The sequence below is a fragment of the Haliea sp. genome (assembly GCF_040222615.1).
Lineage (GTDB): Bacteria > Pseudomonadota > Gammaproteobacteria > Pseudomonadales > Halieaceae > Haliea.
The window spans coordinates 1-15,339 of sequence record NZ_JAVKCQ010000199.1 but is presented as its reverse complement, the minus strand read 5'-3'; the positions used below and the strand labels follow the sequence as shown (position 1 = coordinate 15,339).

Genomic DNA, 15,339 nt, shown 5'->3' with positions numbered 1-15,339 from the left:
ATCATCGGCCGCGAGAATTTTTCCGCCGCCGAGAGGGCGCTGTGCCTGCGCCTGCTCCCGCATATCCAGCAGACCATCCGCCTGCAGGCACGCATCGCCCGGGTGGAGAGCGAGCGGTCCCTGTTTGCCACCGCGGTTGATCGCATGGCACTGGCCGCGTTTATCCTTGATCAGCGCGCGCGCATTCGCCACAGCAACAAAGCTGCGGACCGGCTGCTGGCCGAGGGGCGCTGGCTGACCGCGGAGGACGGCCAGCTGCGGCTGCTGAACAGGAGCGACCAGCGCGCGTTTCGCACCTGTCTGGACGACGTGATGCAGGCCCATCTGCGCGGCGAACCCGGACTGGTGAAAGCCCTGCGCCTTGCGTCCGGTGACGCCCCGGGCCCCGGCATGCTGCTGCGTCCCCTGCCGCTGGTGGCCGCTCCAGACGGCAGCCGCAACCCGTCGGTGGCGATTTTTGTCTCGGATCCCCTGCATCCCCGGGAGGCGCCTGCGCAAATCCTGATGACGCTGTTCAGCCTGACCCGGGCCGAGGCCAACCTCAGCCTGCTGCTGGCCGCAGGGGCGACCCTGGACGAGGCCTGTGAGCAATTACATGTATCCCGCAACACTGGCAAATCCCACCTGAGCGCGGTTTTTGCCAAGACCGGCGTGACCCGCCAGACCCGTCTGGTACAGTTGATCCTCAGCAGTGTCGCCCCCATGGGCGAATGATTTCCTGATACGGAGTGTGATCCATGACCAACACCGACGCGATTGAAGCCGCTGTCTTCCGCCGCCTGCTTGCCCATCTCGACAGTCGCAAGGATGTGCAGAATATCGAGTTGATGAACCTGGCGGGCTTCTGCCGCAACTGCCTGGCGAAATGGTATGTCGAGGCAGCTGCGGAGACGGGGGAGGCAGTAGCGGATGAGCAAGCCAGGGAGCGAATCTACGGCATGCCCTACAGCGACTGGAAGGCGAAGTACCAGCAGCCCGCCAGCGCGGAACAGCTGGCCGCGTTCAAGGCGTCACAGCCAGACTGACTACAGGTCCTGCAGCTGGCGCAGGTAGCTGAGCCGGGTGCTGTAGGGTTCCAGGGCGCGGCCTGCGGTGGTCCGCAGCAGGGCGGCAATGGAGCCGACCGGCTGCTCCGGGTCGGAGGGAGCCGCGACCAGGTGGCGGCCCAGCTGCCGTACGCCCTTGCCGATGACGGACACGCTTTCCACAGTTGCATGCAGCAGCAACATTTCCGCGACTACCAGGTCGGCGACTGCTCGCTGCAGAGGTGCCGGTTCAAGCGTGGACTGAGGCATCGTCGAGTTCTCTCTGGCAATGGGTTGGCACCGTGACGGTGCAAGCCTGCACCGCCGCAGTGCGCTTCAGGGGGTGCGGCGCCGGTCAAACCGGCTTTACGCCCCCAGTACAGCTGATCCAGCAAGGTCCGTGCCAGCCAGCGGGGAGCATCATAGCGGCTGGATATGACAATACAATTGCGGCCACTGTTAATTTTACCGGGCCGCGCAGGCCGGGCCGCGCAGGCCGGGCCGCGCAGGTCTCTCAGCCATCCCTGGCAGTTGCTGTCGGCGGTGGCCGCTCGCGCCGCCGCCACAACTTGCCTGCCAGGGTTTTGCAATCCTCCCCCACCAGGTACAGCGCGGGCACCATCAGCAGGGTGACCAGCAGGGCAAATAGTACCCCGAACGCCAGTGACAGCACCGCCGGTTTGAGGAACTGGGCATCGGTGGAACGCTCGGCCATGATCGGGATCAGGCCGACGAAGGTGGTTGTCGTGGTCAGCAGGATGGGGCGGAAGCGGGCTACACCCGCTTCAACCACCGCCTCCAGGCCTGCCGTGCCGCGCTCGCGCAGGCGGCCAATGTAGTCCACCAGAACCAGGTTGTCGTTGACGACAACCCCCGCGGCGGCGCCGATACCAAAATATGAGAACAGGGCCATCGGGGTACCGAACAGCAGGTGGCCGAACACCGCGCCCATGAAACCGAAGGGAATCGCAGTCATGATCAACAGCGGCAGGGCATAGGAGCTAAACGCCACCGCGATCAGGGCATACATTACGAACAGGGCGATGGCGTAGAGCGCAATGATCTCGTTGAAAAATTCCTCCTCGGTTTCCTGCTGGCCACCGCGCAGCACCACCAGGTCCGGGTAGCGCTCCTGCAGTCCGGGCAGGAACTGATCGCGCAAGTCGCTGTTGATGTCGCTGACCAGTTCCGGCGCCGCCTCGGCGGAAATCGCCACCATGCGTTCTCCGTCCCGGCGCTGAATGCGCTCGACCGCGCTGGTGACCTCGACCTCCACAACCGATAACAGGGGTATTTCGCGACCATCGCTGGTGCGCACCCGGAAATTGTCCAGGCTGCCCAGGTTTTCCCGCAGTTCCACGGGGTAGCGCACCATTACCCGCACATCGCCATACTCTCGCGGCAGGCGTTGAACTTCTTCGCCGTAATAGGCCTGACGAACCTGGCGCGAGACCTCCGCCAGGTTGACGCCCATTTTTTCCGCCCCCGGACGCAGTTGCAGGTGGATCTCATCGGCGCCCGCGCGCAGGCTGTCACGGACGTAATAGACACCGCTGTAGCTGCGCAGCCGGGACTGCAGTTCATTGCTGGCCGCCTGCAGCAGATCCATGTCGCGATGGCGCAGCACCCAGGTGATCGCCGCGCCCTGGTCATTGAGGGTGTAGCTCACCTGGATTTCTTCCGCGTCGGGGACATCCCCCACCAGCGCCCGGAATCGCTCTGCCGCCTCCCTGGCAGACATTGCGCGCTGTTCTGGCGGCGACAGTTTCACTATGGCGATGACACTGTCCCGGCGCGAGCGCGTGTACCAGCCTTCCACCAGGGAATGCTTGCCGCCACTGGCCGCAGCCTCGGCCTCGACCTCTGCAATCAGCGCCTTCTCCGCTACCTGCAGCTGCTCCAGCACCGCCAGGGCCCTGGAGTAGGGGGCGCCACTGGGCATCACCACATTGATATGAATCTGCTCGTTCTGCACTTCCGGGAAGAAGGTGAATTTGACCCAGCCGGCGGTGAAGACGCCGAGACTCAGCAGGAAAGCGGCGGCGAACAGGCTGGTTGTGAGGTAGCGGTGGCGGGTTGCGTGGCGCAGCAGGCTCCGATACCGGGTGTTGGCAAAGGTAACGATGCTCTCTTCCAGCTGTTTTTGCCGCTGCCGCCAGCGCCCCAGGTGCTCCCTGTGTTCCAGGTGGCGGAGGTGGGAGGGCAGGATGCAGAAGGCCTCGATCAGCGAGATCGTCAGGGCCACGGTGATGACGATAGAGAACTGGCGGGTCATCTGTCCGCCCTCGATATCGAGGAAAAACCAGGGTGCAAAGGCGATCATGGTCGTCAGCACGGCGAAGATCACCGGCCGCGCCACCGCGTGGGCGCCGGCCACTGCGGATTCCGCCCCGCCGCCGCGCTGGTGGGCCTCGTGATGAATACTCTCGCCCACCACGATGGCGTCATCCACCACGATGCCCAGCACCAGCAGGAAGGCGAAGGTCGACATGACGTTGAGCGAAACGTCGTTGGCCGGCAGCAGCGAAAAGGTGCCGATAAAGGCTACCGCGATACCGGCCGTGACCCACAGCGCCACTTTCGGCCGCAGCGACAGGATCAGCACCAGGAATACCAGTGCCAGGCCCAGCCAGGCCGAGTCGCGGATCGTCGACATGCGGCTTTTGTAGATATCAGCTGTGTCGAACCAGAGTGTCAGCTCTATGCCGTCGGGCAGGTGCGGCCGGGTCTGCTCCATCCAGGCCCTCACCGCGTCGCTGGCCTTGACCACCTGCATGTTGTCGGTGGAGAGCATCTGGATCAGGACGGCGGGCTCACCATTCATGGTGGCGAGGATCTCGTTCTCCTCGTAACCGTCCACCACCCGCGCCACATCCCCGATACGTACCGTGGCGCCGGCGGCATCCTGGCGCAGGATGATATTGCTGAATTCCTCGCTGCTGTCAGCCAGGTTGCGGGCCCGCAGGCGCACGTCGCCGGTGGCCGTCCGCAATTGTCCCGATGAGAGGTTGATGGAGCTGCCGCGGATGGCGTCTGCGACCTGGTCAAAACTCAGTCCGTAGCGGCGGATGGACTCCTCTGCCAGCTCAATCGTGACCTCCTCGCGGCGGGTGCCAAAGAGCTCGACTATGGATATCCAGGGCAGGGCTGCGACGTCGTTGCGCAACTCCTCCGCGAGGCGGGTCAACTCGCGCTCACTGACGTGGCCGTGGACTGCCACGCGGATCATTTCTTCCCGGTTTTCGCTGCGTTTGACCCGCGGGGGCTCGATATCGCGGGGCAGGGCGGTTACCGCGTCGACCCGGTTCTTGACCTCGTTGAGGAAGCTGTCGAGGTCTATGCCGGGCCAGGTTGCGACGTCCAGCCTGGCAAGACCCTCCGACGCAGTGGCGGTGACCCGGCGCACGTTGTCCAGGTCCTTGAGCGACTCCTCGATCCGGAGGATAACCTGTTCTTCGACTTCCTGGGGCGCGGCGCCGGGCCAGGTGACCTCTACCTGCACCTGGTTGGTCGCGATCTGCGGAAACGCTTCCCGCTCCATGGCGACAAACCCCAGTCCCCCGGCCAGCAGGATGCCCAGCATCAACAGATTTGACGCCACGGGGTTCAACACCCACCAGCGGATGAAACGCTCCATCTACAGTGCTTCCGCAGTGGACATGGCTACCACGGCCATGCCCTGTACCGGATTGCGGATGGTGGATACGATGACCTGTTCCCCGGCTTGCAGCCCCGCAGCTATGACCACCACCTCGTCACCGCGGGAGACGACTTCAACCGCGCGGGTCTGCAAGCGGCCGTCGGCATCCACCACATGCACCTTGTTGCCCGCGCGCAGGGCTGCGGGTGGAATCAGCAGCGCCTGCGAGAGCTGGCGCCCGGGAATGACCGCCTCCACGAACAGCCCCGTGGCCAGAGGCATGCCGTGATCAGAGGCGCCGCTGCCGTAGGGGTCATTCACTTCAGCCATGGCAAACAGCATTCGAGAACCGGGGTCTACCGCGGCGTCCAGGCGCAGCAGGCGTCCGAACCAGGTGTGTTGGCGGCCTGCGACGCTGGCGCGCAGAGTCACCCTGCGGGCGGCGCCAGGGTCGGCAGTGTAGCCTATCGGCAGGTCCAGGGCGGCGAGCTGGTCGTCGCTCAGGGGCAGGCGAATCTCGACCCGGTCGGTGGCGAAGGCGCGGCCCAGAATACTGCCCGGGGTCACGTACTGGCCAATATTGACGCGGGTGCTGAGCAGGCGGCCGTTGAACGGCAGGTCGATGCGGGTGCGCTCGAGGTTGAGCTCAGCCTGTTCGAGGCGCGCCCTGGCTGCCTTCAGGTTGGCGTGCGCCTCCGCCAGCTGGGGTTTCTTGAGTGCGAGATCAGAGGCTGACGGGTCGTCGCGCAGCTGTTTGCGGGCAACCTCGGCGTCCGCCCGGGCCTGCTGCAGGCGCACTTCCGCTGCCGCGACGCTGGCTCTGGCTTCACTCAGGGCCAGGCGGTAGTCGACATCCTCTATGGTGACCAGGGCGTCACCGGCAGTGATGCGGCCGCCCTCGGTAAATTCCGGGGCAACCGCGACAATGCGGCCACCGACCTGGGCCACCAGGTCCAGCTCTGTTGCCGCGCGCACCTCACCCTGGGTTGTCACTTCCAGGGTCAGGTTGTCACTGCGCACGGCTGCGGTAAAGACGCTGACCGGGCGGGCCCTGCCTTCCTCCTGGGCGGGTTGCGGGGCGGTGGCGTGGAGCAGCGCGTAGCCGGCAACGCCTGTGATGATAACCAGCAGTGGGGCGAGTGCCCTTGTTATTGTAAAAGTCATGCCTGGTACCTGAGCTGCCGTTTCCTGCGGAGCAATGTATGGACCACCTGAGCGCTGACGCCTTGTGATTGCGTGCCGGCAATGGCTTCCCATGTAACGGACTGGACAGTCCTGGCCGCAAGTTGTTTGTGATTATTTCACAGTGAAACCGCGGATTCGGACGGCGCTGCGGTACCTGTGCGTGCCGCAGGCATGACCTGCGGCGCGGGTCGCGCTATGCTGCGCGCCAATATCGACCCGCAATCACGACAGAACTGGAAGCAAAACATGGACCTGGATCGAAGAGAGTTGGGGCTTGGCAAGCGGCCTGCGCTGGTGCTGGTGGACATGGTGCGGGGATTTACCGATCCCGCCTGCCCCCTGGGCGCGGAAAGCGGATCGGTCGTCGCCGCCAACGAGGCTTTGCTGCAGGCTTTCCACGCCCGTGGCCTGCCGGTGTTCTTCACCACCGTGGTCTACCATAACCAGTCCCAGGCGCGGGTTTTTCGCGACCGCGTGCCGGCACTCGATATTCTGCAACCCGGCTCGCCCTGGGTCGAGGTGGACCCGGCATTGACTGTTGCAGACGGTGACGTGCTGGTCGAAAAGCAGTGGGCCAGCGCATTTCACGGCACTGGCCTCAACGAGCAATTGCAGGCGCGCGGGGTCGATTCCCTGGTGGTTACCGGTCTCACCACCAGCGGCTGTGTGCGCGCCACGGTAGTCGATGGCCTGCAGTATGATTACCGGGTGGTGGTGGTCACAGAGGCGGTCGGTGACCGCAACCTGGATGCCCACCGGGCCAATCTCCACGATATGCAGGCCAAGTATGCCGATGTGGTGGGTCTGGATGCCTTGTTGGCGCAGCTGGCGGAGTTGGACTGAGGGCACTCCCCGTCGCTTTACGCGGTTAAAGCTATACTCAGGGGAAGAAATAGCTTCAGGGTCAGTGATCTAGTTGAAGAAAATACAAGTAGTATGTAGATGGTGCGCGGAGGCAGTGGCTGCCACCGGCGTGTCCTGACGGGGACGATTGGGTTTTGGGGAGAGACAGCATGAAGACGAGCAGGAAATATATTGCGGCGGCGGTGGCCGCGACAGCGGCGTGGGGGTCTGTGCCCCTGGTCCAGGCACAGGGCGGCGCGTTCACGATCGAGGAAGTGGTCGTGACGGCGCGGAAGCGGGCGGAAAACCTGCAGGAGGTCCCGATCGCCATTACCGCCATTGATGAGCAGACCCTGCAGCGTGCCGGGGTTGAGCGGGCGGGGGACTATATCGGCTTGATACCCAATGTCACCCTCGTTGACACTGCCAACGTGGGCGATACCCAGGTCAGCATCCGCGGTATTGTCTCCACCCGGGATGCCGAATCAACGTTTGCCTATGTGGTGGACGGGGTGCTCAGCACCAATCCGAACAGCTTTAACGAGGAGTTGTTCGACGTCCAGCAGATCGAGGTCCTGAAAGGCCCCCAGGGTGCACTTTACGGTCGGAACGCAGTCGCCGGAGCGATCCTGGTGACCACGCGCCAGCCGGACAATGAGTTCGAGGCCAAGGTCAACGGCGGCCTGGGCAACCAGGACGCCAGCAAGGTGGGCGCCTCGATCAGCGGACCGCTGGTGGAAGATGTCCTGTTTGGCCGGGTCGCCTTCAATTCCCGCCGCGACGACGGTTCTTTCAGCAACAGCTTTACCGGGCGCGATGGCGTGGTGGACTTCATCGAGGACGACAGCGTGCGCGGCCGCATGGTCTGGAACGTCAACGAAGACCTGACTCTGGACTTCCGCGCGGGCTATTCCGAAGTCAAGGGCGGCGCCATCAACTTCAACGCGGTATTTGCCATTCCCCAGTTCGAGGCGGCTTTTGGCAGCCCGCAGTTCTTCGCCGATCCGAACGACCTGGACTTCAACTTCACTTTCAACGTGCCGGGTGAGAACGAACAGGAAACCAGGGATTTCGCCATCAAGGCGGACTGGGATTTGGGCGTTGCCGATCTGGTGGCCAGCGTTGCCTACAGTGACCTCGACGAGTACCTGCTCTCTGATGGTACCAGCGCTACCTTTTACGGCTATGAGCTCACGCCTGCCTGCCAGAGTGATCGCGCTGCACTCAACAGTTTTACCCGCCCGGACCTGTTTGGCGAGTTCTTCCAGCCATTCGGCGTGCTGCCCCCCGGCCCTGATACTGATTTCCAGGGGGTATACGGGCCCTACACCGCATTGTCCTGCGACGGCTACCAGTACCAGGAGCGCAACCAGGAAGACCTGAGCCTGGACCTGCGGCTGGTTTCCAACAGCGCCGGCCCCCTGAGCTGGATTGGCGGGGTCTATTTTGCCGAGATCAAGCGTGAAGTGGTCGTCGCCTACGGCGCGGACCAGAACCAGGGCTTCCTTCGCCAGCCTTACGTCGGCCCCACTGGTCCCAACCCCACCGATTTGTTGTTCTGGGACAAATTCGATACCAGTGTGCGCTCGGTCTATGGGCAGCTGGAGTTCGATCTCAGTGACACCATGGAGGTTGCTCTCGCCGTGCGCTATGACCACGAACAGCGTGAGGTGGACAACCAGGTGCCGAACGTGAACGCATCGGGGCTGAACATCAACCTGCCGGGCAAGATCAATCCAGCGCTGGACAGCAACCCGAATGGTATCCCCGACCGCAGCCGCAGCTTCAGCCAGTGGCAGCCGAAGCTGACGTGGAGTTGGCGCCCGCTGGACGACATGACCGTATACGCGAGCTATGGTATCGGCTTCCGCAGTGGCGGTTTCAACTCGGTGGGCACCGATGACCTGCTGTCTTTCTGGTTCAATTCCGGCTTTGGCGGCCCGGGCGAGGCGGTGGATGCCGAGTTGCAGGTGCGCGACGAGTACGACAAGGAGGTTTCCGAAGCGCTGGAGATCGGGGTCAAGACCGAGTGGCTGGACCGTCGCCTGCGGGTGAACGCGTCGGTGTTCCGTACCGACGTCGAGGACAACCAGTTTTTCGAGTTCTTCGCGGGCCCCTTTGGCCTGTTGCGTGCGGTGACCACGATCGAGGAGATGTACATTCAGGGCTTCGAGGCTGACTTCAACTTCTTCGCCACCGAGCAGGTGACCCTGTACGGCGGCGTCGGATTGCTGGACTCGGAGATCAAGGAAAATCGCAACCGGCCGGCGTCGGTCGGTAACGACGTGCCCCAGGCTCCGGATGTCACCGGTAATCTCGGCGCCCAGCTGGTGTACCCGGTGGGCTCCGGAATCGATCTGGTGGCGCGGGTGGACTGGCAGTACACCGGTGAAATGTGGTTCCACACCCTGCAGGGCGAGCAGACGCCGACCATCTGGAATGCGTTTTTCGGCCCCGGGTTCAATCAGGACTTTTCCAAGTCCAGCCGCGACGCCTACGACACCGTCAGCCTGCGGGTAGGGCTGGAGGGTGAGAACTGGACCGTCACGGCATGGGGCCGTAACCTGACTGACGAGGAGTACCTGCAGGAACTCATTCCGGCGCCAGAGTTCGGTGGGACCTTCAATCACCCGTCTACGCTGCGCACCTATGGTGTGGATGTCAGTTACAGTTTCTGACGCCACTGGCGTGACGTTGCAAAGCCGGCCCTGGAGCCGGCTTTTTTCTGCCCGCCCTTTCCCGCTCGAACGGGCGCCGTACTCGGGCGGGCGCTGGCTGCGGACCCATCCCCAGCGGTGTTATCCGCCGGCAGATAGCCCGTCAAAGCTGTAGTACGTGGGGGTGCCCGGCCCCACCGGCAGGCCCAGCACGAATACCCAGAGGAAGAACAGCAGGCTCCAGCCAATGAAGAAGACCATGGAGTAGGGCAGCATGATTGCGATCAGAGTGCCGATACCCAGCTGTTTCTCATAGCGGCAGGCCACCGCGAGGATCAGGCCGAAGTAGCTCATCATGGGGGTAATGACATTGGTGACGGAATCGCCGATGCGATAGGCGGCCTGGATGACTTCCGGTGAGTAGCCGATGATCATCAGCATGGGTACGAAAATCGGCGCGGTGATGGCCCACTGGGCGGATGCGGAACCCAGCATCAGGTTGACGAACCCGCACATGGCGATGAACAGCAGAAACAGCAGGGGGCCGGTCAGGCCCAGCTCCTGGAGGAAGGTGGCGCCCTTGACCGCGAAGATGGCGCCGAGATTGCTCCAGCCGAAGAAGGCGACGAACTGGGCGGCGAAAAACACCAGCACGATGTACAGCCCCATGGAGCTCATGCCCTTGGCCATGGCATCGATGGCGTCGCGGTCATTGCGCAGAGTGCCTGCGATACGGCCATAAACAAGGCCGGGAATGGCAAAGGTGACGAAGATATAGACCACCACGCCCTTGAGGAAGGGGGAACCGGCTACCGCCCCGGTAACGGGATGGCGCAGAACGCCCCAGTCCGGCACTACAGTGAGGGCGATCAACGCGAGCAGGCCGATAAATGCCAGCCCGGCTCCTTTCAGGGCGCGCCTCTCCAGCGCGCTGAGCGGCTGCAGGTTTTGCGTGTCGAGATCGACGCTGGCGCCGCTGTCGTTGTAGGCGCCGAGTTTCGGTTCAACAATTTTCTCGGTAACGATAGCGCCCAGAGTGGTGATCAGGAAGGTGCTGGCGATCATGTAGAACCAGTTGGCCTCCGGGCCCACGGTGTAGGCGGGGTCGAGCAGGCGGGCGGCGGCCTCGGTAAAGCCCGCCAGCAGGGGGTCCACGGTACCGATAAACAGGTTGGCGCTGTAACCGCCGGAAACGCCGGCGAAAGCCGCCGCCAGGCCTGCCAGGGGGTGGCGTCCCAGGGAGTGGAAGATCGCCGCTGCCAGGGGAATCAGGACCACGTAACCCAGTTCCGATGCGGTGTTTGAGACAATTCCGGTGAACACCACGGCCACCGTTACCATGCGCGGGGCAGCTCCCAGTACCAGGCCGCGCATGGCGGCGCCGATCAGGCCCGAGTGCTCGGCGATGCTGACGCCCAGCAGGGCGACCAGCACAACGCCCAGCGGCGGAAAGCCGGTGAAGTTGGTGACAAGGCTGGAGACAATGCGTTGTAAACCGTCGACGGTGACCAGGCTCACAACCCGGATGACACCGTCCGCCGAGCGCCCGGGGATACCCTCTGGCCTGGGATCGACCACGCTCAGGCCGAACCAGGCAGCGATCCCGCTCAGCAGCACGATCGCCACTGCGAAGCAGGCAAACAGGGTTACCGGGTGCGGCAGCAGGTTGCCCAGCCATTCGACGGTGTTGAGGAAGCGGGTAAACCACCCCTGCGGCGGCTGCGTGTCCTGTTGCTGGGGTGGTGTAGTCGCCACTGGTCTGGCCCTGTGTTGTTCGCTGTGTGGTCAGGGACGCTATCACATGCCTCGCAGGCGCCGCCACAGGGTGGTGGTGCTGATGCCGAGATATTCCGCCGTCCGTGCCCTGTTGCCGCCGAAGCGCTCCAGCGCCTCCCGGATCATCTTCATTTCGGTTGCGCGAAGGGAGGTGCTGTCCGCACCGGACCGGGAGCCGTTGCCGGGGGTTTGCCGGGCCGCTGCGCTCTGCTCGCACAGTTCCGGCGCAATCTGCGGGAGTCGCTCAAGAAGATGTGCAGAACCTTCACTGACCATGGTGGCAGTGAGGCGCTCAATAACATTTTCGAGTTCACGTACGTTGCCTGGCCAGTGGTAGCGCTGCAAGGGTTCCCTGAGGCTTTCGAGGATATCCTCAGCGCTAGCACTCAGGCCATATTGCCGGGCCTGGGCCGCCAGCATCCAGCGCGCTATGGGCAGGATGTCAGACCGACGCCGATGCAGCGGGGGGACGTCAAGCGTCAGCACGTTAAGGCGATAGAACAGATCCTGCCGAAAGCGGCCCTCCGCTACCAGCCTCGCCAGGTCCTGGTTCGAGGCGCAGACGAACTTCACGTTCAGGGGGATTTCCCGATTGCTGCCGAGCGGGCGCAGGCTGCGCTCCTGGATGACCCGCAGGATTTTGGCCTGCTGCTTGAGCGGCAGTTCGCTGATTTCGTCGAGGAAGAAGACGCCGTCCTGGGCGGCCGCCAGGAGACCGGTGCGGCCTCCCTTGAGGGAGGTGGTGAACGCCCCCTCGGCAAAGCCAAACAATTCGCTCTCGAACAGTTCATCGGGGATCGCACCACAGTTGATGGCCACGAATTCCCCTTGGTGGAAGTGGCTGCGCCGGTGGATTTCCCTGGCGATGAGTTCCTTGCCGGTGCCGGACTCGCCGGTGACAAGCACGGTGGCGCCAGTCTGCGCATAGGCGGTGGTCAGTTTGTCCAGGCGGGACATGATCTGGGACCCGTAGAGGAGACGTCGGCCTGCGTTGGGTCCCAAGGCTGTGCCGGGGTCGGTGCGAGCGATCGCGGCCGTTCCCGCTTCCGGCTCAAGTCGCAGTGCCACGACGTAACCGCCTTCCGGGAGTGGCAATCGTCGCGCAATGCAGGCGCGTCCGTTGACCGTTACGGCCGTGCTTGGGCCCCCCTTTAGGCTGTCTTGCATATCCCTGCCGGCTTGCAGGATCGCTGCCTCTCCGGTCAAGCCCAGCCACGCAAACGGTGCCGGATTATAGGCGAGCATGTCTCCCGACTCGTCCATGACCAGCGCGGCAACGCTGTTGTCCGGCAGTGCAGCTATTTCGGCCAGCCGCGCCAGGTACCTCGTGCGCTCCGCAATGCCGGTGGCCACCGCGTCCTGCAGCAGCTTGCGACAGGACTCGCGCGAATACAGCAACAGGCTGCGAACATTCTCCTGCTCCGCCAGCGAACAGACATAGCTGGACCCGACAATCAACTGGTAGCCTTGCTTGACGGCGAGATAGACCAGGGTCCGAGCTTCATCCGGGGTGGCATAGCGGCTGTGCTCTACCGAAGCTCCCAGCAGGGGCTCCAGCGCGGCCATGACCCCCGCGTGATCTCCGCTGCTGATCAGCTTGACGGGGCTTTGCAGGGTGGCGGCAGTGGTCACGGCGTTGAGGACGTCGAGATCAGTCACTTCCAGTGACAGCACCGGCAGGTCGATGCGCTGCTGCAGGTAGGCGCTGTTGGATCCCGCGCTGACGATCACATCGGCGTGTTGGTACTGCAGGATGTCGTTGATCGTCACATCTTTCTCGAACACGAAGTCGAGGACCTCGATGTGGGCTTGGGGGCTGAATTCAGGGCTGACAACGCTGACCAGCTGGCTGAATTTCCTGAAACCGACCACCAGCACCGTGGGTTTGTACTGCTGGACAAGCTGCCAGTCCATGGGGCTATCTCCGCCGGAATTGCATTGATGTTGTGGGGCAGTAATATTTCAACTGTCTCAGTATGAATTAATTTATTTCATTATTAAATATTGAAATTGGCACAGCGGCCGCAGATCGCCGAGATGAGAGATTGTTCGGGCTGATCATCTCATTGAAAAATAAAGGAAAAAATATTTTCCGTGGTACCCGCCGGGGCCGGTCGCCGGGTTGGCATGAGACCTGCTTTAGTTAACGTAGTCAGGGTAGCGATAGCGGAAAGGAGGCATTGCGTTGAACAAGTCGTTGTCTGGGGTACGGATTCTGGATCTCACCCATATGCTGTCCGGGCCCTATGCGGGGATGATCCTGGCCGACCTGGGTGCAGAGACCATCAAGGTGGAGCCGCTTGCCGGGGAGGGCACGCGCAAACTGCTGGCCAAAGACCCGAGGAATTCCCTGGGTGGGATGGGGGCCTATTTTATTACCCTCAATCGCAACAAGAAAAGCGTGGCCATCGACTTGAAGAGCGAGGCCGGGCTTCAGCTGTTTCATCAGCTGGTGCAGCAGTCGGACATCGTGCTCAGCAACTTCGGTGCCGGTGTCCCCGAGCGTCTCGGTATCGATTACGAGACCTTGAGCGCGATCAACCCGCGCATCATTACCTGCACTGTCTCCGGGTTCGGCTCTGATGGCCCCAACTACCAGCGCCCGGCTTTTGACCAGGTGGCCCAGGCTACCGGCGGCGGCATGTCCATCACCGGGCCCGATCGCGACCACCCGGTGCGCGCCGGGATTCCCATCGGTGATCTGGGCGGCGGCATGTTCGGTGTCATGGGCCTGCTGGCGGCCCTCTACGAGCGCGAGCGCAGCGGTCGCGGCCAGCATGTGGATATCTCCATGCTGGATTGCCAGATATCCATGTTGAACTACATGGCCACCATGTACTTTCTCTCGGGAGAGGATCCCTACCCGATTGGCAATTCCCACTTCGTTCACGTGCCTTACGACACATTTACCTGCTCGGACGGGTTTATCGTTATCGCCGTGATTACCGACAATTTCTGGCAAAATCTGAAAACTGTGGTGCCCGTACCGGAATTCGACGATCCGAAATACGACGGCCAGCCCGGCCGCTATGCCGACCGGGAGTTCATCAACGCGAAACTCAACGCGGTCCTGTCCAGTAACAGCTGTGAATACTGGATTGCCCAGCTCGAGGCAAAGCGCATACCCTGTGCACCGGTGAACAGCTTCAGTGCGGCGCTGTCTGATCCGCAGGTCTTGCACCGCAAGATGGTGGTTGAGCTCAAGCACCCGGACGGCAGCAGCACCCGCGGCCCCGGCAATCCGGTCAAACTGTCCCGCACCGGCGAGGAGTCGTTTACGCCTGCACCGTTGCTGGGGCAGCACACCGGCGAGGTACTGTCGGGGTTGCTGGGGATGGACGCAACCGAGATCGAGACCATGAGAGCCCAGGGGATCATCGCCTGATGCCAGAAGCAGTGATTGTCAACGATGTCGGCCCCCGCGACGGACTGCAAAACCAGCCTCGTATCCTCGATCCGCAGCAGCGCCTGCAGCTGATCGCCGGTATCCGTGAGGCGGGCCTGGACAGTATTGAAGTCGGCAGTTTCGTGTCGCCAAAAGCGGTGCCGGCGATGGCCGGGACCGATGTCGTGGTGGCGGGCCTGCAAGGTCTGCCCGGTGGCCACTACAGCGCCCTGATCCCCAACCTGCGAGGTTACGAGCTGGCGCGAGACACGGGAGTGAAGACCGTGGTCATGGTGCTGTACGGCAGCGAGGGCATGGCACGCAAGAACGTCAATATGGGTCGTGACGAGGCAGATACGGTCACCGAAGCCATATTGCAGCACGCTCGCGAGGACGGTATCGCTGTTATTGCCACTATCGGGGTAGCCTTCGAGTGCCCCTTTGACGGCCCGGTTGATCCGGGGCTGGTGGCCGATGTGGCTGCGCGCTTCCTGCAGCTGGGGGTGGCGCGCTTTGTCGTCGCGGACACCATAGGCGCTGCCAACCCGCAACAGGTGCGGGAACTCACCCACCGACTGGTAGCGAGCCACGGTCCGCAGCGCCTGGGCTGTCATTTCCACGATACCCGGGCCCTGGGCCTGGCAAACGTCTATGCTGCACTTGAGTCCGGTATCCGTTATTTTGACGCTTCCATCGCCGGCCTCGGCGGCTGCCCCTTCGCCCCCGGGGCAAGCGGCAACGTCGCCACCGAGGATGTCGTGATGTTGCTGGCGCAGATGGGGTTCGCCACCGGCGTTGACCTGGAAAAATTGCTGCTGGCCTCGGATC

Annotated in this window: 11 protein-coding genes; 6 read left to right on the top strand and 5 right to left on the bottom strand. The window is 63.1% G+C overall.

What is annotated here, in order from left to right:
• Together RJQ10_RS15745 and RJQ10_RS15740 are read left to right on the top strand one after the other, a co-directional pair.
• A partial coding sequence (locus RJQ10_RS15745) for a helix-turn-helix transcriptional regulator (protein WP_350148298.1) occupies positions 1–714 on the top strand: 714 nt, incomplete at its 5' end.
• A gap of 23 nt (positions 715–737) precedes the next feature.
• On the top strand, positions 738–1,025 hold the full coding sequence (locus tag RJQ10_RS15740; RefSeq protein ID WP_350148297.1) for a DUF1244 domain-containing protein: 288 nt from the start codon (positions 738–740) through the stop codon (positions 1,023–1,025).
• On the opposite strand, the gene RJQ10_RS15735 is transcribed toward RJQ10_RS15740, so the two are convergent.
• The 3 genes from RJQ10_RS15735 to RJQ10_RS15725 form a co-directional block, all read right to left on the bottom strand.
• Positions 1,026–1,295 (bottom strand): hypothetical protein, encoded by a 270-nt coding sequence (locus RJQ10_RS15735; RefSeq protein ID WP_350148295.1) that lies wholly within the window; start codon positions 1,293–1,295, stop codon positions 1,026–1,028.
• A 244-nt stretch (positions 1,296–1,539) separates the two neighbouring features.
• Positions 1,540–4,662, bottom strand: a complete 3,123-nt coding sequence (locus RJQ10_RS15730) for an efflux RND transporter permease subunit (RefSeq protein WP_350148293.1) — start codon at positions 4,660–4,662, stop codon at positions 1,540–1,542.
• Positions 4,663–5,829 (bottom strand): efflux RND transporter periplasmic adaptor subunit, encoded by a 1,167-nt coding sequence (locus RJQ10_RS15725; protein WP_350148291.1) that lies wholly within the window; start codon positions 5,827–5,829, stop codon positions 4,663–4,665.
• Positions 5,830–6,096: 267 nt separating this feature from the next.
• Between RJQ10_RS15725 and RJQ10_RS15720 the strand changes: the two genes are divergently transcribed.
• The gene (locus tag RJQ10_RS15720; protein WP_350148289.1) at positions 6,097–6,693 is read left to right on the top strand and encodes an isochorismatase family protein; all 597 of its coding nucleotides are present in this window, start codon (positions 6,097–6,099) and stop codon (positions 6,691–6,693) included.
• A 170-nt stretch (positions 6,694–6,863) separates the two neighbouring features.
• Positions 6,864–9,371 carry a TonB-dependent receptor gene (locus tag RJQ10_RS15715; protein ID WP_350148287.1) on the top strand — a complete coding sequence of 836 codons (2,508 nt, stop codon included), beginning with the start codon at positions 6,864–6,866 and terminating at the stop codon, positions 9,369–9,371.
• Positions 9,372–9,491: 120 nt separating this feature from the next.
• Here RJQ10_RS15715 and RJQ10_RS15710 read toward each other — a convergent pair whose 3' ends face one another.
• Together RJQ10_RS15710 and RJQ10_RS15705 are read right to left on the bottom strand one after the other, a co-directional pair.
• Complete coding sequence (locus tag RJQ10_RS15710; protein WP_350148285.1) at positions 9,492–11,105, bottom strand: AbgT family transporter; 1,614 nt, start codon at positions 11,103–11,105, stop codon at positions 9,492–9,494.
• Positions 11,106–11,147: 42 nt separating this feature from the next.
• Positions 11,148–13,040, bottom strand: a complete 1,893-nt coding sequence (locus RJQ10_RS15705) for a sigma 54-interacting transcriptional regulator (protein WP_350148283.1) — start codon at positions 13,038–13,040, stop codon at positions 11,148–11,150.
• 271 nt (positions 13,041–13,311) lie between these two features.
• On the opposite strand from RJQ10_RS15705, the gene RJQ10_RS15700 reads away from it, so the two are divergent.
• Both RJQ10_RS15700 and RJQ10_RS15695 read left to right on the top strand, forming a co-directional pair.
• Positions 13,312–14,511 carry a CaiB/BaiF CoA transferase family protein gene (locus RJQ10_RS15700; RefSeq protein WP_350148281.1) on the top strand — a complete coding sequence of 400 codons (1,200 nt, stop codon included), beginning with the start codon at positions 13,312–13,314 and terminating at the stop codon, positions 14,509–14,511.
• On the top strand, positions 14,511–15,339 hold an 829-nt coding region (locus RJQ10_RS15695), incomplete at its 3' end, for a hydroxymethylglutaryl-CoA lyase (protein ID WP_350148279.1). The genes RJQ10_RS15700 and RJQ10_RS15695, both read left to right, overlap by 1 nt.

What these genes read in the sequence shown, in the direction of transcription:
- RJQ10_RS15740 (WP_350148297.1), top strand. Translation starts at nt 738, where the DNA reads ATGACCAACACCGACGCGATTGAAGCCGCTGTCTTCCGCCGCCTGCTT.
- RJQ10_RS15735 (WP_350148295.1), bottom strand. Translation starts at nt 1,295, where the DNA reads ATGCCTCAGTCCACGCTTGAACCGGCACCTCTGCAGCGAGCAGTCGCC.
- RJQ10_RS15730 (WP_350148293.1), bottom strand. Translation starts at nt 4,662, where the DNA reads ATGGAGCGTTTCATCCGCTGGTGGGTGTTGAACCCCGTGGCGTCAAAT.
- RJQ10_RS15725 (WP_350148291.1), bottom strand. Translation starts at nt 5,829, where the DNA reads ATGACTTTTACAATAACAAGGGCACTCGCCCCACTGCTGGTTATCATC.
- RJQ10_RS15720 (WP_350148289.1), top strand. Translation starts at nt 6,097, where the DNA reads ATGGACCTGGATCGAAGAGAGTTGGGGCTTGGCAAGCGGCCTGCGCTG.
- RJQ10_RS15715 (WP_350148287.1), top strand. Translation starts at nt 6,864, where the DNA reads ATGAAGACGAGCAGGAAATATATTGCGGCGGCGGTGGCCGCGACAGCG.
- RJQ10_RS15705 (WP_350148283.1), bottom strand. Translation starts at nt 13,040, where the DNA reads ATGGACTGGCAGCTTGTCCAGCAGTACAAACCCACGGTGCTGGTGGTC.